This window comes from Neisseria sp. P0021.S006 (assembly GCF_051956895.1).
The window spans coordinates 1-24,414 of record NZ_JBQCWZ010000007.1 but is presented as its reverse complement, the minus strand read 5'-3'; the positions used below and the strand labels follow the sequence as shown (position 1 = coordinate 24,414).

General features: G+C 51.5%; 15 protein-coding genes and 1 pseudogene. 7 read left to right on the top strand and 9 right to left on the bottom strand.

What is annotated here, in order from left to right; translation table 11 throughout:
- Positions 1 to 124: 124 nt before the first annotated feature.
- The 3 genes from glgB to ACTHUM_RS02795 all read left to right on the top strand — a co-directional run bounded on the left by glgB (position 125) and on the right by ACTHUM_RS02795 (position 9,337).
- Positions 125 to 4,411 carry a 1,4-alpha-glucan branching protein GlgB gene (gene glgB / locus ACTHUM_RS02805; RefSeq protein WP_070695362.1) on the top strand — a complete coding sequence of 1,429 codons (4,287 nt, stop codon included), beginning with the start codon at positions 125 to 127 and terminating at the stop codon, positions 4,409 to 4,411.
- Between the two features lie 145 nt (positions 4,412 to 4,556).
- Positions 4,557 to 6,542: a glycogen debranching protein GlgX gene (glgX, locus tag ACTHUM_RS02800; protein ID WP_070695363.1), complete on the top strand. Its 1,986-nt coding sequence runs from the start codon at positions 4,557 to 4,559 to the stop codon at positions 6,540 to 6,542.
- A 314-nt stretch (positions 6,543 to 6,856) separates the two neighbouring features.
- Entirely contained in the window at positions 6,857 to 9,337 is a 2,481-nt protein-coding gene (locus tag ACTHUM_RS02795; RefSeq protein WP_049335548.1) for a glycogen/starch/alpha-glucan phosphorylase, read from the top strand.
- Between the two features lie 154 nt (positions 9,338 to 9,491).
- Here ACTHUM_RS02795 and ribBA read toward each other — a convergent pair whose 3' ends face one another.
- Positions 9,492 to 10,832, bottom strand: a complete 1,341-nt coding sequence (gene ribBA / locus ACTHUM_RS02790) for a bifunctional 3,4-dihydroxy-2-butanone-4-phosphate synthase/GTP cyclohydrolase II (RefSeq protein WP_049335550.1) — start codon at positions 10,830 to 10,832, stop codon at positions 9,492 to 9,494.
- A 188-nt stretch (positions 10,833 to 11,020) separates the two neighbouring features.
- Between ribBA and ACTHUM_RS02785 the strand changes: the two genes are divergently transcribed.
- Complete coding sequence (locus ACTHUM_RS02785; RefSeq protein ID WP_079453678.1) at positions 11,021 to 11,632, top strand: DUF4230 domain-containing protein; 612 nt, start codon at positions 11,021 to 11,023, stop codon at positions 11,630 to 11,632.
- Positions 11,633 to 11,697: 65 nt separating this feature from the next.
- On the opposite strand, the gene ACTHUM_RS02780 is transcribed toward ACTHUM_RS02785, so the two are convergent.
- Together ACTHUM_RS02780 and tsaE are read right to left on the bottom strand one after the other, a co-directional pair.
- Positions 11,698 to 12,945: an N-acetylmuramoyl-L-alanine amidase gene (locus tag ACTHUM_RS02780; protein ID WP_049335552.1), complete on the bottom strand. Its 1,248-nt coding sequence runs from the start codon at positions 12,943 to 12,945 to the stop codon at positions 11,698 to 11,700.
- Complete coding sequence (gene tsaE / locus ACTHUM_RS02775) at positions 12,933 to 13,403, bottom strand: tRNA (adenosine(37)-N6)-threonylcarbamoyltransferase complex ATPase subunit type 1 TsaE (protein ID WP_004519510.1); 471 nt, start codon at positions 13,401 to 13,403, stop codon at positions 12,933 to 12,935. Before tsaE ends, ACTHUM_RS02780 begins: the two co-directional genes overlap by 13 nt.
- 171 nt (positions 13,404 to 13,574) lie before the next feature.
- Here tsaE and pheA point away from each other — a divergent pair, with 171 nt between their 5' ends.
- From pheA to prfH, 3 genes are all read left to right on the top strand, one after another.
- Positions 13,575 to 14,663 carry a prephenate dehydratase gene (gene pheA / locus ACTHUM_RS02770; RefSeq protein WP_070695365.1) on the top strand — a complete coding sequence of 363 codons (1,089 nt, stop codon included), beginning with the start codon at positions 13,575 to 13,577 and terminating at the stop codon, positions 14,661 to 14,663.
- A 397-nt stretch (positions 14,664 to 15,060) separates the two neighbouring features.
- Entirely contained in the window at positions 15,061 to 16,194 is a 1,134-nt protein-coding gene (locus ACTHUM_RS02765; protein ID WP_107857224.1) for an RNA ligase RtcB family protein, read from the top strand.
- Positions 16,195 to 16,196: 2 nt separating this feature from the next.
- Complete coding sequence (gene prfH / locus ACTHUM_RS02760; RefSeq protein WP_440361133.1) at positions 16,197 to 16,835, top strand: peptide chain release factor H; 639 nt, start codon at positions 16,197 to 16,199, stop codon at positions 16,833 to 16,835.
- Between the two features lie 86 nt (positions 16,836 to 16,921).
- On the opposite strand, the gene ACTHUM_RS02755 is transcribed toward prfH, so the two are convergent.
- The 6 genes and pseudogenes from ACTHUM_RS02755 to ACTHUM_RS02730 all read right to left on the bottom strand — a co-directional run.
- The gene (locus ACTHUM_RS02755) at positions 16,922 to 18,151 is read right to left on the bottom strand and encodes an HlyD family type I secretion periplasmic adaptor subunit (RefSeq protein ID WP_440361132.1); all 1,230 of its coding nucleotides are present in this window, start codon (positions 18,149 to 18,151) and stop codon (positions 16,922 to 16,924) included.
- An 88-nt stretch (positions 18,152 to 18,239) separates the two neighbouring features.
- Positions 18,240 to 20,450 (bottom strand): type I secretion system permease/ATPase, encoded by a 2,211-nt coding sequence (locus ACTHUM_RS02750; RefSeq protein WP_440361131.1) that lies wholly within the window; start codon positions 20,448 to 20,450, stop codon positions 18,240 to 18,242.
- A 43-nt stretch (positions 20,451 to 20,493) separates the two neighbouring features.
- Positions 20,494 to 21,762: a TolC family protein gene (locus ACTHUM_RS02745; protein WP_432760740.1), complete on the bottom strand. Its 1,269-nt coding sequence runs from the start codon at positions 21,760 to 21,762 to the stop codon at positions 20,494 to 20,496.
- Positions 21,763 to 22,026: 264 nt separating this feature from the next.
- Positions 22,027 to 23,286: an RsmB/NOP family class I SAM-dependent RNA methyltransferase gene (locus ACTHUM_RS02740; protein ID WP_049335559.1), complete on the bottom strand. Its 1,260-nt coding sequence runs from the start codon at positions 23,284 to 23,286 to the stop codon at positions 22,027 to 22,029.
- Between the two features lie 35 nt (positions 23,287 to 23,321).
- On the bottom strand, positions 23,322 to 24,191 hold the full coding sequence (locus tag ACTHUM_RS02735) for a DUF1853 family protein (protein ID WP_049335560.1): 870 nt from the start codon (positions 24,189 to 24,191) through the stop codon (positions 23,322 to 23,324).
- A 41-nt stretch (positions 24,192 to 24,232) separates the two neighbouring features.
- A pseudogene (locus ACTHUM_RS02730) lies at positions 24,233 to 24,414 on the bottom strand (RNA methyltransferase); the annotation flags it as partial.

Below are 24,414 nucleotides of genomic sequence, written 5' to 3'. Positions count from 1 at the left end.
ATTTTGGCTCAGGTCAAATCAAGCGGGGAAATATGGGGTTTGTTTGAGACTACAATGAATTACATATCACGGTGCGGCAGAATCTGTATTAAGATTCAGATATTGGTAAAACAGGCAGAATGCAATGAGTGAAACATTGGAGCAGCAGGCGGTGCAGGCCGGTATTGATTTAGGTTACCACGACATCAACGGCACTTATCATGTGACCAAAACGGAAGTTTTGGAATCGATTGTCGCTGTTTTGGATAAAAGCAAACCGGATTCAGACGGCCTTTATTTGAATACGATGGTTGCGCATGAAAATGGCGAAGAATCTTTACAGATGCCGTCTGAATTTCATGGTGCTGAAGCAGTCGTATTGATTGATGAAGCAGATAAATGTCAGACCTTGACTTTGTATCCGGGCGACAACGATACGCTTTGGATTAAGCTGCCCCAACTGGCTTGCGGTTATTACACTTTGTCGGCCGAGACCGGCGGCAAAAGTTGCTTTGTGCGCCTGATTGTTGCGCCTGAATCGGTTTATCAGCCTAAACTGCTTGCCAATGGCGGACGGATGAATGGTTTGACCATGCATTTGTACAGCCTGCGTTCTGAGCGCAACTGGGGTATAGGCGACTTTACCGATTTGTTGAACCTGATGAAATATGCGGCGGAGAAAAAGCTGGATTTTGTCGGTATTAACCCTTTGCACGCTTTGTTTACCAGCAAGCCCGCCTTTGCCAGCCCGTATAGCCCTTCTTCGCGCGAATGGCTCAATCCGATTTATTTGGATGTTGAGAAGGTCGGTGCGTTCACTTATAACGAGCAACTGAAAAACTGGCTGGCGCAACCGAAAATCCGTCAGCGCATCGCTGCTTTGCGTATCACGGAAACGGTGACTTATACCGCGGTTTGGGCGTGCAAGCGTGATGCGCTGCACATGGCGTTTAACGCGTTTGAACAAGATACTTGCGAAGCTGCGGAAAATGAACGCGCTGCATTTGAAGCTTTTGTATTAGAAAAAGGCAAAGCCTTACGGGGCTTCGGTTTGTTTGAGGCTTTGGACCAGTATTACAGCCGCCCAGGGCAAGTGGGTTGGCAGTCATGGCCGTCTGAATTTCATCAGCCTGATGGCGAAGCGGTAGAAAAATTCGCACGCAGCCATGAACGTGAAATCCGTTTTTATATGTGGTTGCAATGGCTTTGTGCGGAGCAGTTGCGCGAAGTCAACCAAGCCGCTGCCGAATACGGTGTCAAACTCGGCATTTACGGCGATTTGGCAGTCGGCGTGGCGCGCGGCAGCGCGGATACTTGGTTAAACCGCCAAGATTATTGTATGGACTTGTCAGTCGGCGCACCGCCCGATCCTTTGGGGCCGACAGGGCAGAATTGGGATTTGCCGCCGCTTAATCCGTCGATGTTGAAGCATACGGGCTATGAAAAATTTGCCCATCTGCTGCGCGAAAACATGCGCCTGTATGGCGTATTGCGGATCGACCATGTGATGGCATTGTGCCGTTTGTGGTGGGTGTTAAACGGTAAAACGGCGGATTTCGGCGCGTATGTGCATTACGATGCCGAAGTGATGTTTGCTATTTTGGCGTTGGAAAGCCGGCGCAACCGTTGCGTCATCATCGGCGAGGATTTGGGGACGGTACCTGACGAAGCCCGCCATCTGCTCAACCGCTATCAGGTGTTCTCATACAAAGTAATGTATTTCAGCAAGGGCTGGAACGGTTTCCAATTGCCGGAAGAATACCCCGAGCAGGCGATTACGGTCATCAGCACCCACGATGTTGCGCCTTTGGCTGGCTATTGGACAGGCAAAGATTTGGATACGATGTTCAAACTTGGTACTCTGCCTGATGCAGCCGCTTTTCAGACGGCCTTGGATGAGCGCGAACACGATAAAGCCGATTTGCTGGATAAATTGAAAGAAACCGGTTGTCTGGGTGCAGACGTACAAATGCCGGCAAAAGCCGATGAAACCTTGCTGGCGGCTTTGCATAAATACGGCGCATTGAGCCGCAGCAAGCTTTACGCCGTACAACTGGAAAACCTGCTGGGCGTCATTGACAATCTGAATGTCCCGGGTGTGACCGAAGGCTATCCGAACTGGGCGCAAAAAATGCCGGTTTCTTTGGAAGATTTCCTACAACACCGCCTCATGGGCGGCCAACTTGCCATTATTGACGAGGTACGCATGAAAACAAACAGCCAAATCAAGACTTATCATGAACTTGACCAAATCGAGCGCGATACGGTCGAAAGCCTGTTTCTTGCCACCCATAGCGATGTGTTCGCTTATCTGGGACGACACCGCCTTGCAGAGGGCGATGAAGTGGTACGCGTTTTGATTCCCGGCGCAGTAAGCGTGGATATCGTGAACCGCCGCAGCGGCGAACTCATCGTGCCGTCTGAAAAAATTGATGAACGCGGTTTCTTTGTGGCCGTCTTGCCCGATGATGCGCCCGATTACGCTTTGCGTATCCGTTACACCGAAGATACCGAGCCAGTGATTGAAGAAGACCCTTATCATTTCGGCTCTGCGTTGCAAGACATGGATTCCTGGCTGTTGGCCGAAGGCAAACACCTGCGTCCTTATGAGACTTTAGGCGCGCATTTTGCCGAGTTGGACGGCGTGAAGGGTGTACGTTTTGCCGTCTGGGCGCCCAATGCGCAACGCGTTTCCGTTATCGGCGAGTTCAACAACTGGGACGGCCGCCGCCACGTCATGCGTTTCCACCGCGACAACGGCATTTGGGACATCTTCATTCCTGCCGTCAAACTCAATGCCCTCTACAAATTTGAAATCCGCGATGCCAACGGCAATGTGCGCGAAAAAGCCGACCCGTATGCTTTTGGTGCGGAACTACGCCCGACCACGGCATCTATCGTGCGCGGCTTGCCTGACGAAGTGGAAGAACCGGCCTTCCGCGCCCGCGCCAACGCCATTGATGCGCCGATCAGCATTTATGAAGTACATTTGGGTTCGTGGAAGCGCAATCCGGAAAACAATTTCTGGCTGACTTACGAACAGCTCGCCAAAGAATTGGTCGCATACGTCAAAGACATGGGCTTCACCCATATCGAGTTCCTGCCTGTTTCCGAATATCCGTTTGACGGCTCATGGGGCTATCAGGCAACCGGTTTGTATGCGCCGACCAGCCGTTTCGGTTCGCCGGAAGAATTGCGCGCATTGATTAAAGCCGCGCACGACGAAGGCATCAGCGTTATCCTCGACTGGGTGGTCGGACACTTCCCGACCGACGACCACGGCCTGGCCAAGTTTGACGGCACCGCGCTGTACGAACACGCCGATCCGCGCGAAGGCTACCATCAAGACTGGAACACCCTGATTTACAACTTCGGCAGAAACGAAGTGAAAAACTTCCTGCAAGGCAACGCCCTGTATTGGATAGAACGTTTCGGCTTCGACGGTATCCGCGTTGACGCGGTTGCTTCGATGATTTACCGCAACTACTCACGCAAAGACGGCGAGTGGATTCCGAACCAATACGGCGGCCATGAAAACCTTGAAGCCATCGCTTTCCTGCGCGATACCAACACCATGTTGAAAGAGGAAGTTCCGGCTGCGACCGAAATTGCCGAAGAATCTACTTCATTCGCCAATGTGACCCGCCAAGAAGGTTTGAACTTCAGCTTCAAATGGAATATGGGCTGGATGAATGATACTTTGCGTTACATGATGGAAGATCCCATCAACCGCAAATATCACCACAACAAAATGACCTTCGGCATGATGTACCAGTACAGCGAAAACTTCGTCCTGCCACTTTCACACGATGAAGTCGTACACGGCAAACGCTCGCTGCTCGGACGGATGCCCGGCGACTGTTGGCAACAATTTGCCAACCTGCGCGCCTACTACGGCTTTATGTACGGCTTCCCCGGCAAAAAACTTTTGTTTATGGGCAGCGAGTTTGCACAAGGCCGAGAATGGAACTACAACGAAGGACTGGATTGGTTCCTGCTGGAGCAAGAGGGCGGCTGGCACAAAGGCGTACAAGACTTCGTACGCGAATTGAACCATGTCTATAAAGACACCGCGCCGCTTTACCAGCTTGACCAATGGCCGGAAGGCTTTGAATGGCTGGTCGCTGACGACGGCAATAATTCCGTTTTTGTCTTCGAACGCCGCGACCGCGAAGGCAACCGCGTTATCGTCATCAGCAACTTCACGCCTGTAGTGCGTGAAGGTTACCGCTTCGGTGTGAATTCTGCCGGCGAATACCGCGAAATCCTCAATTCAGACGACCTGCATTACAAAGGCAGCGGCGTTTCTGCCGGCGCAACGGTGGAGACAGAAGAAGTTTGGTCGCATGGCAAACCAAATTCCCTGTCTGTGACCGTACCGCCGTTGGCAACTGTTTACCTGTATCAGGCGGCAGTCAAAGAAGAAGCGTAAATCAACTTTGAGGGTGGGCATCCTGCCTGCCCAATCAGCTGAAAATTAAAAGATAGTGGTATCAATATGACTCAAGGCCGTCTGAAAGATTTTCAGACGGCCTTATATTGGACACGAAACCAAATACATACCAAGGAATCATTCTATGTCTGCCAAATCATGGCATATCGAGGAAGGCAAGCCTTATCCCATGGGCGCGACCCTGACAAGCAAGGGCTCGAATTTTACCTTGTTTTCCATCAATGCCGAAAAGGTCGAATTGTGTCTGTTTGATAAGGATAAAGAAACCCGTTTGGAGATGCCTTCGCGGCGCGGTTCGGTATTTTACGGATTTGTGCCGGATGTTAAGGCAGGGCAGCGATACGGTTTCCGCGTGTATGGACGTGAAAACGCAGAATATGGCTCATGTTTCAATCCCAATAAATTGCTGATTGACCCGTATTCCAAAAAAATTGACGGCAAACCAAGCTACCGTAACGCCGAAGAAATGGCATGGTTCAGGCCGGAAGATGAACGCGACAATGCCGCCGTTGCGCCGAAAAGCGTCGTGGTCGGACGCAGCCGATTTAATTGGGCCAAAGATTGCCGTCCGGAAATACCGTGGGGCAAAACCGTTATTTATGAAGCCCATGTCAAAGGGGTGACCAAGCAATTCCCTGATTTGAAGTATGCAGGCACTTATAAAGCCTTGTGCGATAAACGGGTTTTGGCCTATTTGCAAGAATTGGGGGTAACGACGGTCGAGCTGCTGCCGATTCATTTTCATCTGGATGAATACCATCTTCAGCAGATGGGCTTGAGCAATTATTGGGGCTACAACACTTATTCCCATTTTGCCGTTGAGCCGTCTTATGCCGACAATCCCGAACGTGCGGCGGCAGAATTTAAACAAGCGGTCAAAGCCCTGCATCAGGCAGGTTTGGAAGTGATTTTAGATGTTGTGTACAACCACACGGCCGAGCAGGACGACAAAGGCCCGATGCTGTGTCAGCGCGGTATCGACAACACCTTATGGTATTGGCACACCCCTTACGGCAATTATGAAAACTGGTCGGGTTGCGGCAATACGCTCAATATTGTCCGGCGCGACGTTACCCGTTGGGCGGCAGACAGCCTGCGCTATTGGGCGGAAGAGTTTCATATCGACGGCTTTCGTTTCGATTTGGGAACCGTATTGGGACGCGAACCCGATTTCCAATCGTACGGCCGTTTTTTCCAAGTCCTGTATCAAGATCCTGTGTTGGCCGGTTTGAAGCTGATTGTCGAAGCATGGGACATCGGCGAGGGCGGCTATCACTTGGGTAATTTCCCGCAACCTTTTGCCGAATGGAACGGCCGTTTCCGCGATGACATGCGCGCGTTTTGGTCATGGGAAAGCGGCAATTTGGGCGCATTTGCCGAACGCTTGGCCGGGTCGTCCGATATTTTCAACCACAGCGGCCGCCACCCGTCCGCCAGCATCAACTTCATTACTGCACACGACGGCTTCACTCTGCGTGATTTGGTCAGCTATAACGAAAAACACAACGAAGCTAACGGCGAAAACAACCGCGACGGGCATAATGAAAACATCAGCTACAACCACGGCGTAGAAGGCGAAACCGATGATGAAGAGGTTTTGCAAAATCGTGAATACACCTCCAAAGCGCTGCTTGCCTCCTTATTTTTATCCAACGGTACGCCCATGCTTTTGGCAGGCGATGAGTTCGGCAACAGTCAGCAAGGCAACAACAACAGCTACTGCCAAGATAATCCGATTACATGGTTGGATTGGCAAAATGAGCCTCATGAGTTGCAAAATTACACTCAAGCGCTGATACGCGTACGCAGCCAAATCAAGCTTCTGACAGATGATTGCTGGTGGGAAAAAGAGCGTGTGCAATGGCTCAATGCGGATGGCAGCCCGATGACCGAATATTGTTGGCACAACAGGGGCAGCAAGGCAATTCAGGTTGTTTTGGACGATGAATGGCTGCTGTTGGTCAATGCCAAACGTAGTCGTCAGTTATTTAACCTGCCTCAAGGCAATTGGGAAATTTCTTGCGTACCATCTGAGAAATTTAATTACGAAGAGGCTGGGAAATGTGTTGTTGAGCATATGGGGATTTGGATTTTACATAAAACAAATTAAATGAGAATTAAACTATTGGTTGATTAACTCTTTGATATTTTGTCAGTATTTTCTGATTTGTAGCTTAGTGGTATAAATTGAAAATGCCAATAAGATGATGAATGGTTTAATTGTTAATTAAATGTTTTATAAAGAAAAATATATCCTTTTTTTGAATCTTTCCGCTATAATCTCCTTGGTTTGTAACAAATCTACGCACCATTCCTTTCAGACGGCCTGTTGCCGTTGTCAGGCCGTCTGAAAACCGAGTTTCGTTGTTTTTAATAAAACCATCAGGCGCGTTGTCCAGTGCCTCACGCTAGAGAAAGGCTTCCATGGCTAAGAAAAAACTCCCCATCTCCGGTTACGATTATGTAATGCCTAAACCGGACGCCGAAACCATCCGTAAATCCATCGTTTACAAGCTGATTTTCATCTTGGGCGTAGATCCGAAGGAGGCAACTTCACACCAATGGCTCAACGCCGCCATGCTTGCCGCGCGTGACCTGATTGCGGAAGATTTCCTCAAAACACGCCGCGCCCACATTGATAACAGTAAACGCATGGTTTATTACCTGTCTATGGAATTCCTGCTCGGCCGTTCGTTTGTCAACGCGCTGATTAACGAAGGCGTTTACGCCGAATTTGAAGAAGCCTTTAAGCAACTGGGCAAAGAATTTGCCGATGTCTGCGAACAAGAAGAAGATCCGGGTTTGGGTAACGGCGGTTTGGGCCGTCTGGCCGCCTGCTTCCTCGACTCTTTGGCAACCCTGCGCATTCCGGCCATGGGCTACGGCATCCGTTACCAATACGGTATGTTCAAACAAGAAATCGTGGATGGCCAACAAGTTGAAAAACCTGATTTGTGGCTCGACCAAGATTTGGCATGGCAGTTTGCCCGTCCGAACAAACAATATTCCGTCCGTTTCGGTGGTCAAGTGTTGAACTTGGGCGACAAAAAAGAATGGCAGCCAAGCGAAGAAATTTCTGCTTGGGCATACGATGAAATCATTCCGGGCTATGGCGGCGAATGTGCCAACCCATTGCGTTTGTGGACTGCACACGCAGGCAACCTGTTCGACCTTGCCGACTTCAACCGAGGCGACTATGCCTCTGCCGTTCGCGCACAAAACAGCGACGAAAACATCTCACGCGTTCTGTATCCGAACGACTCTACCGATTCCGGCCGCGAATTGCGCTTGAAACAAGAATACTTCTTGGTTTCCGCTTCCGTTCAAGACATCGTTGCCCGCCACAAATGCCGTTTCCCAAGTATCCGCACTTTGGCGGACGAAGTCGCCATCCACTTGAACGACACCCATCCGGTACTCGCTATTCCAGAATTGATGCGTATCCTGATTGACGAAGAGGGCATTGCATGGACTGAAGCATGGAATATGTGCTGTAAGATTTTCTCTTACACCAACCACACATTGATGAGCGAAGCCTTGGAAACTTGGCAGGTTGACCTGATGGGCCGTCTGCTGCCGCGCCACTTGGATATCATCTTTGAAATCAACGCCTACTTCCTCAATGCCTTGCGTGCCATCGGTAACTTCGACGACGACTTTGTCCGCCGCGTATCCATCATTGACGAAACCCACGGCCGTCGCGTTCGCATGGCATGGCTTGCCGTGATCGGTTCGCACAAAGTCAACGGCGTGGCAAAAATCCACTCCGATTTGATGACCACATCCATCTTTGCCGACTTTGCCAAAGTGTTCCCAGAACGCTTTACCAACGTAACCAACGGCGTCACCCCGCGCCGCTGGATCAACATCGCCAACCCGGGCCTGACCAAATTCTTGGACAAACATCTGGGCGACGAAGACTGGCGTCTGCATTTGGACAACCTGACCAAGCTCAACGACAAAGTGGACGATGCCTCCGTACAGGCAGAATTCGGCGAAGTGAAAAAAGCCGCCAAAGAGCGTCTTGCCAAATACATCGAAACCGAGCTGGGTATCAAAGTTAATACCGATGCACTTTTCGACATCCAAATCAAACGTATCCACGAGTACAAACGTCAAGCATTGAACGTGATGCACATCGTCGACCGTTACAACAAAATCCTGGAAAACCCGGATTTCGATTGGCAGCCGCGTGTGTTCATCTTTGCCGGTAAAGCCGCTTCCGCCTATTACATGGCGAAGAAAATCATCCGACTGATTAACGACGTTGCCAAAGTCATCAACAACGACACCCGTATCCGTGACCTGATTAAAGTCGTTTACATCCCGAATTACAGCGTCAGCCTCGCCCAAATCATCATTCCTGCCGCCGATTTGCACGAACAAATCTCACTGGCAGGTACAGAAGCATCCGGTACCAGCAACATGAAATTTGCCCTCAACGGCGCAATCTGTATGGGTACACTGGACGGCGCGAACGTTGAGATTTTGGAAAAAGTCGGTGCGGACAACTGCTATATCTTCGGTAACACCGTAGAACAAGTCGAAGAAATCCGCCGCAACGGTTACGACCCGTTGAGCTATATCGAGCGAGACAGCGACCTGCGCCGCGTCGTCAACCAAATCAGCCAAGGCACTTTCTCTCCGGAAGAGCCAAACCGCTACAACGACGTGTTGCAACCATACGGCGACTTCTATCAACTGATGGCCGATTTCCGCAGCTACATCGACACGCAATACAAAGCGGACGAACACTACCGCAACGTATCCGCATGGCGCAAATCAGCCTTGATCAATATCGCCAACATGGGCTTCTTCTCATCCGACCGCTCCATCGCCGACTACTGCCGCGATATTTGGTACATCAAACCATTGAGCGAAAAAGAATTGCCCGGCAGAAATTAAGCGTTAAGCAGATAACGAAAGCCGATACATCGGAAAGGTGTGTCGGCTTTTTTTATATTCGCTGTTTTTGAATTGGATAATAAACTTAAAAGGCCGTCTGAAAACTTTCAGACGGCCTTTTGTTTCATTTGCTTTGAGCATCAATCAAGCAAGATTATTTTTCAGCTTCTTCAAAGCCGACGACTTCGAGGCCGAAGCCGGTGAGGCCGGTGAAGGATGACGGCTGGCCGAGGACGCGCAGTTTTTTGACGTTGAGGCCGGCGAGGATTTGTGCGCCTATGCCGTAGCTTTTGCTGTCCCATTTGTAGGCTTGGTTGGCGCCTTTGGGCAGGGTGCGGTCGAGCAGGGTGGCGCCGTCTTCGGTACGGTGCAGGAGGATGACTACGCCGCTTTCGGCTTGTTGGATGCGCTCAAGGGCTTTGGGCAGCGACCATGAATGGCGCGGGTTGGCTTGGATGAAGTCCATGACGCTGAAGGGTTCATGGACGCGGACGAGGGTTTCTTCTTCGGCGGAGGGTGTGCCTTTGACAAGGGCGAGGTGGGTTTCGCCGGAGAGTTTGTCGACGTAAACGTGTTGTTGGAACTCGCCCCACGGGGTTTGTACGGGTGCGTTGCCCATGTCTTCGAGCAGGCTTTCGGTACGGCTGCGGTATTCGATGAGGTCGGTAATGGTGCCGATTTTGAGGTTGTGCTCTTCGGCAAACTTCATCAGTTCGGGCATACGTGCCATGGTGCCGTCGTCGTTGATGATTTCGCAGATGACGGCGGCGGGAATCAGACCGTTCATTTGTGCCAGATCGACGCCGGCTTCTGTGTGTCCGGCGCGGACGAGTACGCCGCCTTTTTGGGCGCGGAGAGGGAAGATGTGGCCGGGTTGGACGATGTCTTCAGGTTTGGCGGATGGGGAAACGGCAGTTTGAATGGTCAGGGCGCGGTCGGCGGCGGAAATGCCGGTGGTAATGCCGTGGGCGGCTTCGATGGAGACGGTAAAGTTGGTGCCGTATTGTGCGCCATTTTTTTGGGTCATCATGGGCAGGCCGAGTTTTTCGACCATTTCGCCGTCCATCGGCAGGCAGACCAGGCCACGTGCGTTTTTGATCATGAAGTTGATGGCTTCGGGGGTAACGAATTGGGCGGCCATCAGCAAGTCGCCTTCGTTTTCTCGGTCTTCGGCATCAGTGATGATGACCATTTTGCCGGCTTTGATGTCTGCTAGGATTTCAGGGATGGTGGAGATGTGGGACATGGTATTTCTTTCTTGGCTGATGGTAGGGGCGTGGCGGTCTTGGTGGTCTTGATCCAACCACATGTCAGGCATATTTGCTGCCTGCTCGATTTTTCGGGCTTTTTTCTCGCCGAAAGATTTGTTTTTCAGTAGGGCGGACAGCTCGCCTTGGTTGATAGAAATGGCTTGGGCAAACTTGGTCTGCTGGCCGTTGTGGTGTTGTGTTATCCATTGCCGCAGGTTGTGGCGGCGCAGGTCGGTGGTATTCATGATGAGATGAAATTGAATTGTGTGTAATGGATTGTAGTCTTGTATTTACCAAAAGGCAAACTTTGTTTGTTGAGATTTTTATTACTTTTTGGTAATGAAATTTATTGTTTCAGACGGCCTGGGTATGGCTTGAAATTGACGGTTTTGGGAGAATATGGGGAATGTTTTGATGATTATTTTAATGGGGGATGTTTGAAATGAAAATGCTTGGACGCGGATTGGTCGTGCTGGTGTTGTGTGCGCTGACGGCTGCGGGCGGCTGGTTTTATGCCCTGCATGGTCAGAACGAAGAACATCAGGTTTTGTCCCGTGAGGGGGTTTTGATGCAGATTAAGCAGATGAACCGCTTGGAAAGTACGGCATTTTATATCGATACGATTATCCGTACGGAGAAAAAAGGGGATTGGCGCAGGCTGTGGCAGGATTCACAAAGCGGTATTTTTATTGTGCGCGGTAAGGTGTTGGCTGGTTTGGATTTGGACAAGTTAGGCGCGGACAATGTCAATATTGTGGACGACAAGGTCTTAATCAGCCTGCCGGCGGTGGAAATTTTGAGCGTGGATTTGGAAAATATCGAAGTGTACGATATTCAGACCGGCTCGTTTAATTTGCTGCCTATGGATAAGTCGGTATTTAAGACGGTGCAGGAAGAGGCGAAACGGCAGGTATTGCAAAGCGCATGTAGGGCTGAGATTTTGGAACATGCCAACCGTCAGGCGCAAATGCAGTTGGAAAACCTGTTTGCATTGACGCAGACGAAGGTATCCGTCTATCCGGCTGCGGTAGGGAAGTGCGGTTAAATAGATTGCTTGAAAAGATAAGGCCGTCTGAAAAATTTTCAGACGGCCTTTGTTTCATCAAGCCATTAACCGCGTCGTAAAACGGCGGTATTGATGTATTTTTGAATACCGGTGGCAATGGCTTGGGCGCATTGTTGGCGGAAGGATTCGCTGCCGAGCAGCCGCTCTTCGGTAGGGTTGGAGAGGAAGGCGGTTTCCACCAAAATGGACGGAACGTCCGGCGCGCGGAGGACGGCAAAGTTGGCCTCGTCAACGCGGCCTTTGTGCAGTTGGTTGAGTTTGCCCAATTCGGTCAAGACGGAATGGCCGAGCTTGCGGCTGTCGCGCAGGGTTGCGGTTTGGGTCATGTCCAAAATCGTGTTGTCGACGTTGCGGTTGCCGCTGGATTGTACACCGCCGATGGCGTCGGCGTTGTTTTGGGTTTGGGCAAGGAATTTTGCCGCCGAGCTGGTCGCGCCTTTGGTATTGAGCATATATACGCCGGTACCGCGAGCGGACGGGCTGGTAAAGGCATCGGCGTGGATGGATACGAATACGTCGGCATTGCGCGCACGGCCTTTGGCAACGCGTACGCCCAATGGGATAAAGATGTCTTCGTTGCGCGTCATGAATACGTTGTAACCCAAGGCCTCGAGGCGTTTTTTGGTTTCGCGTGCAATGGAGAGTACGACGTTTTTCTCTTTGAGGCCGCTCGGGCCGATTGCGCCAGGATCTTCGCCACCGTGACCGGGGTCGATCATAATCACGGGACGGCGGTTGCCGCCGCTGCCGCGATTGTTTTTAGGGGCAGGGGTGTCGTATGCGATATTGGTATTTTGACGTTGTTTGGGAACATTGCCGTTGAGCAAGGCCATCATCGGGTCGTTGGCATCTGCGCCGTGCGGATAGAGGTCGATAACCAAGCGGTTTCTGAAGTTGCCGACGGGGGCGAGCGCAAAGACTTGCGGATGGGTGCTTTGTTTGAGGTCGATGACGATACGCACGGTATTGGGCGTATTTTGACCGGCACGAATGCTGCGGATAAAAGGGTCGTTAGACAGCACTTTGCTGGAAATGCCTTGCAGGACGCTGTTGATTTCCGCACCTTGAATATCCACGACCAACCTGCTGGGGTTGTCCAACATAAAATGTTGGTATTTCATCGAGTGGTTGCTCTCAAGGGTAACGCGTGTGTAGGCGTTCGCCGGCCAAATGCGGACGGCAAGGAATTGCGCAGGAGAGGCCGGTTTGGCCAATGCGGCACCAACGGGCGTGAGGGTGAGAAATAGTCCTGTGCCTTGACGGAGAATGTGTCTTCTAGTTAATTTGACCATGATTCTAAACTTTTTCGGCCTTGGTTTGTGTGGGCGGAAAAGGTGCAGGTTCTGCCCTTATCGGTGTACGTCAATGTAATGGTAATGTCTGCCAGAGGCGTGAATTCTCCACCTTGCTGCGGCCATTCGATGAGGCAGATGCTGTCGGGCGCAAACAATTCGTCCAAACCGGCATCTTCCCATTCCTCGGGCATGGTAAAGCGGTAGAGGTCGAAATGGTGGAGGGTGAATGTATCCAGCGGATAAGATTCGACAATGGTGTAAGTCGGGCTTTTGACTGCGCCCGTATGTCCCAGTCCGCGCAAAATTCCGCGTGTCAGCGTGGTTTTGCCTGCACCCAGCCCGCCTTCAAGATAGATGGTCAGCGGAGCGGAGAGTTGCTTGCTCCATTCTTCACCCAGTTGCAGGGTTGCTTCTTCATCGGGCAGAAAACGGGTGTAAAGTCCGTTTGAGTGCATGGAATAGGCCTTGTCGTTCAAAAGGCTTAATTATGATGGAATTGGCGGCGTTTGCAAACCTGATAGACGATAAAGTTAGATAAAGATAGTGTTGAGGCCGTCTGAAAACAGAATTCAGACGGTCTTTAATGTTAAAATGAAAATATCCCTCACAAAATTGCGAGACAGCTTATGCCTTTATCCATAGACGAACAATTATTGCCGCACCGCAATGCCATCGACAGCATCGATGCGGAAATCCTCCGTTTGCTCAACGAGCGCGCCGGTCATGCGCATGCTATCGGTGAATTGAAAGGGACAGGCGCGGTGTACCGTCCTGAACGGGAAGTGGCCGTTTTGCGCCGGATTCAGGATTTGAACCGCGGCCCTTTGCCGGATGAATCGGTTACCCGGCTGTTTCGCGAGATTATGAGCGAATGTTTGGCAGTAGAGCGTCCGCTGACGATTGCCTATTTAGGCCCGAAGGGGACATTTACCCAGCAAGCCGCCATCAAACATTTCGGCCACGCCGCACACACCATGGCGTGTACCACCATCGACAATTGCTTCAAACAAGTTGAAACGCGCCAAGCCGATTATTTGGTGGCGCCGGTAGAAAACTCGACCGAAGGCTCGGTGGGGCGCACTTTGGATTTGTTAGCAGTAACCGCGTTAAAAGCCTGTGGCGAAGTGGTTGTCCGCATTCATCACAACCTGCTGCGTAAAGACAGCCACGAAATCGGCGGCATTACCAAAGTTTTCGCCCATGCCCAAGCCTTGGCGCAATGCAACGACTGGCTTGGCCGCAACCTGCCCAATGCAGAGCGTATCGCCGTGGCCAGCAATGCAGAAGCAGCACGTCTGGTTGCTGAATCTGACAGCCCGAATGTGGCCGCCATTGCCGGACGTATTGCCGCGGAAATTTATCAGTTGAGTTTTGCCGCCGAGTGTATCGAAGACGAACCGAACAACACCACGCGCTTCTTGGTGATGGGTCATCAAGAAACCGGCCGCAGCGGCAATGACAAAACCTCTTTGGTCGTCTCCGCGCCGAACCGTGCCGGTGCCGTTACTTCGTTATTGCAACCTTTCACCAAGTTGGGCATTTCCATGACCAAATTTGAAAGCCGCCCAAGCAAATCGGTTTTGTGGGAATATCTGTTCTTCATCGATATCGAAGGCCATCAAAGCGATGAAAATGTCCAAAAAGCCTTGCAGCTTTTGGGCGAACGCGCTTCCTTCGTGAAAGTTGTCGGATCTTATCCGACCGTTGTTTTGTAAGGATTATTGGGTATAAAAGGCCGTCTGAAAAGTTTTCAGACGGCCTAAATCATGTTCTCAATAGTTGCCATTTATGTAACATCATTGGCAGATTGATGTCAGTAAGTTTGCATGATTGGAAATGAACCCTCTATAATCCGAACGTTTTTAATATTTTCATGCAAAGAAAGGAGCAAGCCATGACATGCAATACTTCAATCTGCTCAATCACATTCTTTGCAGCCCAAGCGTCGGTCTGATTTTCGGATAACGCTTTTCGCATTCCATGTCGCCCGCTTCGGGCTGCTTTCCCTACAATTATCGGCTAGAAACCAGGCCGTCTGAACATTTCGCAGACGGTGGATACCTATTGTCATCAGTTGTCGGTTTCTATCCGTTTTAAAGAAAGCATAAACACATGGGCAATTATCCCCATCATATTCAAATTATTGCCGATTCAAATACATGGATTGAAGGCAACGCTGTCGCACAGCTCGAAACCACCGCCCGATTACCGCATATGCTACGCGTTGCCGGAATGCCGGATTTACACGCAGGGCGCGGTTATCCGGTTGGTGCGGCATTTTTCAGCGACCGCCATTTTTATCCTGCCCTGATTGGGAACGACATCGGTTGCGGCATGGCGTTTTGGCAGACCGATTTACGCGCAGCCAAACTCAAACCGGCCAAACTCGCCAAACAGCTGGGCAATATCGATACGCCGTTGGATAAAGACGAACAGGTCGATTTATTAGGCGACGCTGTCGATATGCGCCAATTTTCAGACGGCCTTGCCGTAGGTACGATTGGCGGCGGCAACCATTTTGCCGAGTTGCAAACCGTTGATACTGTTTATCGCGCCGATCTGCTTCCGCCCGATTTTGATGAAAACCATCTGCAACTGTTGGTGCATAGCGGTTCGCGCGGATTGGGTCAGCAGATTTTGCAACGCCATATTGCCGCCTTTGGGCATCAAGGTTTGGCGGAAGAGGGCGAAGCGGCGGCAGCTTATCTAGCCGAACATCAAACGGCTCTTGAATTTGCCAGCCTTAACCGCCGTTTGATTGCGGCCAGAATGCTCGACTGTTGGTGCGCAGAAGGAACATGCCTGCTCGATGTCCATCATAATTTTTTGGAACAAACCGAGATTGACGGCACGACCGGTTGGCTGCACCGAAAAGGCGCAACGCCCACCGATAAAGGCTTGGTTATGATACCCGGCTCGCGCGGCGATTACAGCTATCTGGTCCGACCTGCCGAAGATTGCCAAATTTCGTTGAATACCTTGGCTCACGGCGCAGGTCGGAAGTGGCAGCGCGGTGAATGCAAAGGCAGGCTGTCGCACAAATATACTGCTGACAGCCTGCGCCAGACCGAATTTGGCAGCGTAGTCATTTGTCAGGATAAGGCCCTGATTTTTGAAGAAGCGCCGCAGGCTTATAAAAGCATTGACAGCGTTATTGCCGCCATGAAAAACGCAGGTTTGATTGAATTGGTCGCGCGGTTTAAGCCTGTTTTGACTTATAAAACCGGCGGCGAGTGTGGAGCGTAAAGATGAAACAGAATACACCAGTGATTTATCTGCAAATTTCCACCGCGCAAGGGCCGGCAGAGTGCCGCATATTTGCCCGTTTCGTCTTGGGCAAATTGCTTGCAGAAGCTCAAGCAAAAGGCATTGATGCTGAACTTGTTACTGAAACATCCGATAAGCACGGCATTTTGTCGGCAACGCTCAAATTGGAAGGGCAGAAAGCCGAAAGTTTGGCACAAACTTGGCAGGGGACGCTCCAATGGATATGTCCCAGCCCTGTCCGCCCGAAACATCCGCGCAAAAATTGGTATATAGGCGTTTTCCGCCTGCCCGATATGCCGCAGACGTATGAAATGCCGTCTGAAAACGGAATCGAGTTTCAAACCTGCCGTTCGGGCGGCAAGGGTGGGCAACACGTCAATAAAACCGAAAGCGCCGTCCGCGCCACCCATAAAGAAAGCGGCATTTCTGTACGGGTCGAGAGCGAACGCAGCCAGCATGCCAATAAGAAATTGGCGGTCATGTTATTGGCGCAAAAGTTGGCGGAACATCATGCCGGACAAGCTGGAAATTTTGCGCAGGAGCAGCACGCGCAACTCTATCAAGTTGAGCGCGGCAATCCGAAAAGGACATTTATCGGAGCTACGTTTAAGGAGAAATAATTTATCTGCCGGATAAGCAGGCATAGTGAAAACATAAATCAAAGGCCGTCTGAAAACTTTCAGACGGCCTTTTATCAGTTTATCGATTAGCGTTCGCTCAACGCTTGTTTCATACGCGTAATCGGTTTGATCAGGTATTGGAAGATGGTTTTTTCACCGGTTTTGATGTCTACCGTTGCAACCATGCCCGGAATAATCGGCATCGGTTTGCCGTTTTTGTCTTTCAGGGAGTTGTTTTCGGTTTGGACGAGAACACGGTAATAGACTTGGTTCGGGTCGAGTTTCAAGTCGTTGGCACGGTTTTGCATGGAGTTGCTGATGGTATCGGCGCCGACGAGGGTAACTTTGCCTTCCAAACCGCCGTAGATGGAGTAGTCGTAGGCACTGACTTTAACCAATGCAGGTTGGCCTGCTCGGATAAAGGCGATGTCTTGCGGACGGATATAGGCTTCGACCAGCAGTTTGTCGTCAACTGGGACGATTTGCATGATGTCTTCGCCTGCGTTCACAACGCCGCCGATGGTGGTGACTTTTATGCCTTTGACGATGCCGCGCATAGGCGCACGGATTTGCGAGCGTTCAACCGGGTCGGCACGCATGGCAACGTTTTCTTTGGATTGCGCCAGCTCGGATTCAGCTTGCAAAAGTTCGTTGTTGGCATCGGCTTTGTAGCGGTTGCGGCGTTCGGAAATTTGGGTGGCCAAGTCGGCAGACTCACGGCGCATTCTTAAGAGTTCGACTTCGGAAACTACGCCTTCGGCAACCATAGGCGCAGTAATAGCGATTTCGCGGTCAAGTGCGGCCTTGCTTTGGGAAAGGCCGCTGACGGCGTCGGTCATGGCTTGACGGCGTGCTTTGTAGGCGGCAATTTCGCGACGGCGCAGCTCAGGGCCCACGCTGTCAGGGAAGGAGAGCTTGGTGCCGTAGGCTTCGGCTTTAAGGCGGGCAACGGTGGCTTCGAGGTTTTCGACTTTGGCTTCGCTTTCTCGTAAAACGGCGGAGCTGCGCGTGTCGTCGAGTTTCATCAGAATCTGATCTTTCTCGACCATATCGCCTTCTTTAACCATGATTTCGGTTACGATGCCGGGGTCGAGGCTTTGAATCACTTGCTCACGGCTACTGGGAATGATATTGCCGTTGCCGCGGGTCACTTCTTCGACAGGGCTGTTGTATGCCCAGACGACGAAGACGACTAGGAAAAGGAAGAATAGGATGATGACCCAAAATTGGCCGCTGTGTTTTTCTTTTTGAAGGGCGGCATTGAGGTCGTTGATGAGGTGTAGGTCTTTGGATTTGACGTTGTTTTCGCGGCTCATAATCGTGTATCTTTATTGTGTTTGGTGGATTTTAACCATTAGGGCAGGCCGTCTGAAAGGGTAAGTAGGTTTCAGACGGCCTTTTGCTTTATTGTGCTGCCGATTGAGGGGCTGTGGCAGCTTGTTGTTGCTGCTGTGCAGCAGCTTGTTGCTGTTGTTGTTTGATGTTGGCTGCTTTGGCCTGTTCGTTTTGCATGAGTTTTTGCAATACCAGGTCACGCGGGCCGTCCATCACGACTTTACCATTGTCCATGACAATGATGCGGTTGACGATTTGCAGCACTTGCGGACGGTGGGTTACCAAAAGCATGGTGCGGTTGCGACCCCATTGGGCGATGGCATTGAGCGCCATGCGTTCAGTAGCTTGGTCCAGGCTGGTGGTTGGCTCGTCCAGCAGGACGACTTTCGGATTGCGCAAGGTCATGCGCGCCAGTGCGATGATTTGTTTTTGACCGCCAGACAAGCCCAAGCCGTCTTCACCCAGAGGCATATCCAAACCACGCGGATGGTTGCGGATGATTTTGTCGAGGCCGAAGCGGTTGAGCGCAGTCAGTAGGTCTTGGTCAGTAGAGTAGCTGCCGGTACGTGCCAAGTCCATGTTTTCGCGTAATGTGCCGAGGAACAGGCGTGGCGATTGGCTCAACAGTAGGACTTGATCGCGCAGGAAGTTGGGGTCAAGCTGGCGCATATCGACGCCGTCAAGGGTAACGTTGCCTTTTTCAGTATCGTACAGACCGCTAGCCAGTTTGAGCATGGTACTTTTACCGCTACCGATACGGCCCAAAATACCGACTTTTTCGCCCGGTTTGATGGTCAGGCGCAAGTCTTCTACGGCGCTGTTGTTGTCGGCTTGATATTTGAACGATACGTTTTCAAAGGTAATATTGCCTTGAACATTGTCCAAAGTAATATATTTGCGTTCCGGATTGCGCTCGATAGGGCGGGTAACGATGTCGTTTACGCCTTTGAGGGCAAGTTTGGCCTGTTGGAAGCGGGTGGCCAAACCGGCAATTTGTGCCAATGGCGCCAAAGCACGGCCGGACAGAATCACGGAGGCAATCAATGCACCCATGGTGATGCGTTCCGCATGGTTGTCGGCATGAATCAGATAGGTACCGACGACGACCAAAAAGACGGTATTGAGCTGCTGCATGGCAACGGCAAAGTTGACCATGAAGTTGCTGGTGTCTTTGACTTTGATGGAAGAGGCGGAAGTTTTGGCGGTGTATTCGTCCCAACGTTGTTGCGCCCAAGATGTGGCGTTGTTGGTTTTCAGGGTTTCGATGCCTTCGATGGCTTCAACGGCAAGGCCGGAGCGTTGCGAACCTTCTTTCATCGATTCGTTAATGTGGCGCGAGAGCGGTCGTTGTACGACAAAACCGACAATCACGACAATCGGAATGATGGTCAGGGGAACGAGTGCCAGTTTGCCACCGACCATGGAAATCACGAAGATAAACAGCAACAGGAAAGGCAAGTCGACGATGGTCAACAAGCTGGCACTGGTCATGAACTCGCGCACGGCTTCAAATTCGCGCAGGTTGCTGGCGTATGAACCGGAAGAAGCAGGACGGTCTGCCAGACGCAATGCCATCACGCGGCGGAACAGGGCGGAGCTGATGATCAGGTCGGCTTTTTTGCCGGCAATATCGGTCAAGTGGCCGCGAATCATCTTGGCGGCAAACTCAAACAAAATCGCCAAGACCACGCCGATGCTCAATACCCACAAGGTCTCATAGGCTTGGTTGGGAATCACGCGGTCGTACACGTTCATCACATACAGGGAGCTGACGAGCGCAAGGAAGTTGATGATGATGGTGGCCAAGATGACTTGGTAGTAGTAGCTGCGGAAACGCCAAATGACTTTCCAAAACCATGCTTTGGGCAAATGGTATTCAGGCAGCTCCGAGCGCATATCGGTAGCCATTTTGGGTTTGATAAACCAGCAGTAGCCCAAATACAGGCCGGAGAGCTGCTCGTGGCTGAGTTCCTGTTCCAAACCGTCAACCTGGCGGATATGGTATTTGCGTTCTTGGCCGGAGCCTTCGATTTGGGTGATGACCGCTGCTTCTTCGTTGTGCAGGATAATCATAACCGGCACAGCGAGCGAGGGGATGTCTTCCAGATTGCGTTTGGATAAGGTGTTTTCAAAGCCGTGACTGCGCAGGACTTCGACCAGTGAGTGATAGTTGACCTTGAGCTTTTTGTCGCGCACGACTTCGGCGGACAAAGCGGCTTCGGATACGGGCGCACCCAAAAGGCGGGTCACTAAAACGATGTGTTCAATGATGGCTTTCATATTTTTTCGCGTAATGTTTTTGGTTTAACCGGCGGATATGGCTTTATTTTTGTGCCAAACCGACCCAAGCGGAGATTTTGGCTTGGGTATTTAAATAGTCAAGCGCCGCATCGCGGAAATCGTTGCGGGCGGCAACATAATCCTGCTCGATGGAGGATAACTCGCTGTATGCGCTCAAAACGTCGGTCAGCGTACGTCGGGCGATTTTAAATTGCAATTCATACACTTTGATGACTTCTTTTTGGGCGGCGATGTGTTGCGCCGTCAGCACGGTACGCTGTTCGCTTTCCTGCATATCGATGGCCGACGTTTGAACGCGTTCGTTCATGTCGCGCAGGATTTGTTCGGACTTGGCTTCTGCGGCAATCAATGATTTGGCATTGCGTTCCACATTGTGTCGTGCGGCAATATCCAACACATTCCATGCAACGTTTAAATAAAGCTGTCTGGTGTTGCGCGTTGCACTGCCTTCCAAATTGAGGGCAGGCAGGCGTTCGGCTTTGGAGGCGTCCAAATCGGCACGGACGCTGTCGCGCTCGGCCAATTGCGCCTGATAGGACGGATTGTTGTTGCGGTTGGGATTGTTGAAGCGTTCAGTGATGGATTTCGCCGTGTCGTTTTTAAACGGATCTTCCAAGTCGTTGGCAGTCAGCTGGCGCGAGGTATAGCGGGACAGGCGGCTCAGGGCCAAATCCATGGTGCGGCGTTGTTGGGCAATGATGTTTGCCACTTGTAGTTGGCGCGCGCGCGCTTCAATCAGCTCGGAACGACGGCCGGCATCATATTTGACGATGGTGTCCAAGTCTTTTAAGAGGTTGTTGTGGCGCGCTAAAGTCTGCTCGTTGAGGATCAGGGTTTCTTTTGCACGCAATGCGCTCAGGTAGAGGCGGCCGATATCGCTGCCGAGCTGCTCTTGGCTTTCGGTGTATTTGTGTTGATAGTATTCTTCGCGGCTGCGGTCGCGGCGGACGGCGGCTTCAATCGCACCCCATGAGTAGATGTTCACGCTGCCGCGCACGCCGATACCGTCATCCATGTCGTTGCTGTTATATTTATTGTGTTGCGCCAGCACTTTCGTGCCGGTCAGGGTAACGACAGGATAATGGCGCGCACGCGTAGCTTTGGTCGTGCTTTGCGCTGCTTCTTGAGTGGCTTTTGCTTCACGCACAATCGGGTCGCTGATTAAAGCATCCCTGAGGATGTCTTGCAGGCTGTATGCAGAGGCCGTCTGAAACGGCATCAGACAGCAGGCGACGGCAACGGCCGATGACAATAAACGGAGCTTTGTGGGGGAAGAATAAATATGCGGCATGATTTCTAACCAAATGATTTATATATTATCGTTGTCCGTATCGGGTATCGCCTGAGGCATGACCGGGCGAATTTTGAACGAGAACACATACATTTACAAAGCATAAAGCATTTTTTCCAGCTTTTCACAATATTCTGATGAAAGGTCAAGATACATGCCTTAAAGTATATTATTGCAGAGCGCGACTATCGTTTCTAATGATTTTAATGTAAAAAATCTATTAAAAAGGCCGTCTGAAAGGATTTCAGACGGCCTTTTTCAACCTTAATCCTTACGTTGCAATACAGCGGCAAAGAAACCGTCGGTTTGGTGTTCTCCAGAGTTGAGGCGCAGGTATTTTCCGGTATCCAAATCAACCTTCAGGCTTTGCAGCAGTTCGGCGCAGTTGACGAGTTCAAACTCGGGATGTTCGGACAGGAAACGTTCGACTTGCAACTCGTTTTCTTCCGGCAACACGCTGCAGGTGGCGTAAACCAAACGGCCTTGCGGTTTCACCAGTTTGGAGGCGGCATCGAGGATACTGTGTTGCTGTTCCAAAAGGTTGGCCACGGTCTCGGCGGATTGGCGGTATTTGAGGTCGGGATTGCGGCGTAAAGTACCCAAACCGGAGCAGGGCGCGTCCACCAACACGCGGTCGGCTTTGCCTGCCAGTCGGGCGATACGGGTATCGTGTTCGCTGCTGATGCGTTCGGGGTGGATATTGGTCAGTCCGGCACGGGTCATGCGCGGTTTGAGGTTGGCAAGGCGTTTTTCGGCGATGTCGAATGCGTAGATTCTGCCTTTGTTGGCCATTTGCGCGCCGACAGCCAAAGTTTTACCGCCGGCACCGGCACAGAAATCGACAATGATTTCGCCGCGTTTTGCGCCCACCAATAAGGCAAGCAGCTGGCTGCCTTCGTCTTGGACTTCCAGTGTACCGTCTAAAAATAGCTCGTGTTTGTTAAGCGCGATTTTGTTTTTCAGGCGGATGCCCCAAGGCGAATAAGGCGTGGCTTCTGCATCGGCACTTTCGGCTTGCAACAATGGCAGCACTTTATCGCGTTTGCCTTTCAAGGTATTGACGCGGATGTCGAGCGGGGCAGGTTGGTTGATGCTGCGGCCGAAGGCGAGGATTTCTTCTTCGCTCCAATGCCGTTGCAGTTGTTCTACCAGCCATTGCGGCAATTCTGCGGCGGTATTCAGGCCGTCTGAAAACTCGGTTTTGCGGGCTTTCAAATTGCCGAGGAACTCTGTTTCTTCTTCATCAAGCAGGTCTTTGATTTGGCTGATGTTGGTGCTTCTGCCGAGAACCAGTGCGGCGAGTGCTGCTTTGCGCGGCTGCGCGTGCGGACGGCGCAGGGCGGTACTGATTTTTTGATAGTGGCGCAATGCGGCAAAGGCTGTTTCGGCGATTTCGTGGCGGTCTTGGCGGCCGAGCTTTTTGTGTTCGCGGAAATAGGCGGAGAGGACGGCATCGGAAGGCTGTTTGAAAGTCAGCATTTCAGCCAAAACTTTGGCGGTATGGTCGAGTTGTGCGGCGTTCATAATGTAATGGGTTCTCTTAAAGTTGGTAAAGGGTTTCAGACGGCCTTCATGATGCGTTCGATTTCGTGCCAAAAGCCGTCCGGCCGTAATTCCAAAACGGCAATCAAGCCTTGGTCGATACGGCGGATTTCGGTTTCGTTCAATGTTTCGGTTTCGGCGACACGAGCAGGCGCGAGATAGGCCATACGGTCGAGCAGGTGGTAGCGGACTTCTTGGTGTTCAAACCAGTATTCCGCCCAATCTTGAATATAGATGCCGCGCCAGCCGTATGAGTTAAGTGGCGGCTCAAAAGCATGGAAACCTTGTGGAAAAAATCCGATGCCGCGCACGATGGAAGCAGGAAGCGGATTTTCCGGCAGGCCTTGTGCGGTTAAGGCTGCTTTGCCTTGCAGTGTATGTAGCAGCTGGGATTGCTGCACCAATTTGGCGGCCTTGTCCGTCAGCGTGTCTTTAGGGTTGAGACCGTGCAGGTTTTGCACTTGGTCTCCGCCGTAGTATTTACACGCCAGCTCGATATGGTAGGGCTGTTGGTTGAGGGAAACGACAAAATCCGCGGCACCTAAAGTTTGGCCGTCTGAAAAAACGGGCAGGTTGTATGCGTGCAGTTTGGCGTGCGGCGCGTTGGCAAACCAAAACGTCAACAACTCTTCGGCATAAATGCCGAGACGGTGGCCGAATGGGGAACGTTGGGCAAGGTGATCCATCAGCGGCGCGGGATCGGCGTCCAATGCCAAAAGGTAGCGGAAACCGTGCTCCCCCAATAGTTCGCGCACGCTCAATTCGCAACCGCTTTGCCACAAAGGGGGCGCAGTCAGCAGCGAGGCGAGGTCGCGGACGGGTTGGCTGGTGAGTTTCCACCATAATGCGTCTAGGGCGTAATTCATGCTTATCCGAATATCAGTCATGCTGTCTGAAAAAGCTTGTAATGTTTTCAGACGGCCTTAAATCAGTCTTTTTTATGGATACGGTGGCTGACGGTATTGAAAAAACCGCGCAGGATGTCGATGTCTTCGGTTTGCGTGTTGGCGCGTCCGAACAGGCTCTGCATACGGCGCATCAGGCGCTCGCCGTTGCGGCGGTTGAAAAAGCCGATGTCGTTCATCACGCTTTCCATGTGGGCGACCATGC

Coding starts and splice junctions, on each gene's coding strand:
- ribBA (WP_049335550.1), bottom strand. CDS start 10,832: ATGAATACCACCGACCTGCGCCGCCACAACCTGCGGCAATGGATAACA.
- ACTHUM_RS02750 (WP_440361131.1), bottom strand. CDS start 20,450: ATGAAAGCCATCATTGAACACATCGTTTTAGTGACCCGCCTTTTGGGT.
- pheA (WP_070695365.1), top strand. CDS start 13,575: ATGCCTTTATCCATAGACGAACAATTATTGCCGCACCGCAATGCCATC.
- prfH (WP_440361133.1), top strand. CDS start 16,197: ATGAAACAGAATACACCAGTGATTTATCTGCAAATTTCCACCGCGCAA.
- ACTHUM_RS02735 (WP_049335560.1), bottom strand. CDS start 24,191: ATGACTGATATTCGGATAAGCATGAATTACGCCCTAGACGCATTATGG.
- glgX (WP_070695363.1), top strand. CDS start 4,557: ATGTCTGCCAAATCATGGCATATCGAGGAAGGCAAGCCTTATCCCATG.
- tsaE (WP_004519510.1), bottom strand. CDS start 13,403: ATGCACTCAAACGGACTTTACACCCGTTTTCTGCCCGATGAAGAAGCA.
- ACTHUM_RS02780 (WP_049335552.1), bottom strand. CDS start 12,945: ATGGTCAAATTAACTAGAAGACACATTCTCCGTCAAGGCACAGGACTA.
- ACTHUM_RS02755 (WP_440361132.1), bottom strand. CDS start 18,151: ATGAGCCGCGAAAACAACGTCAAATCCAAAGACCTACACCTCATCAAC.
- ACTHUM_RS02765 (WP_107857224.1), top strand. CDS start 15,061: ATGGGCAATTATCCCCATCATATTCAAATTATTGCCGATTCAAATACA.
- ACTHUM_RS02795 (WP_049335548.1), top strand. CDS start 6,857: ATGGCTAAGAAAAAACTCCCCATCTCCGGTTACGATTATGTAATGCCT.
- ACTHUM_RS02740 (WP_049335559.1), bottom strand. CDS start 23,286: ATGAACGCCGCACAACTCGACCATACCGCCAAAGTTTTGGCTGAAATG.
- ACTHUM_RS02785 (WP_079453678.1), top strand. CDS start 11,021: ATGTTTGAAATGAAAATGCTTGGACGCGGATTGGTCGTGCTGGTGTTG.
- glgB (WP_070695362.1), top strand. CDS start 125: ATGAGTGAAACATTGGAGCAGCAGGCGGTGCAGGCCGGTATTGATTTA.
- ACTHUM_RS02745 (WP_432760740.1), bottom strand. CDS start 21,762: ATGCCGCATATTTATTCTTCCCCCACAAAGCTCCGTTTATTGTCATCG.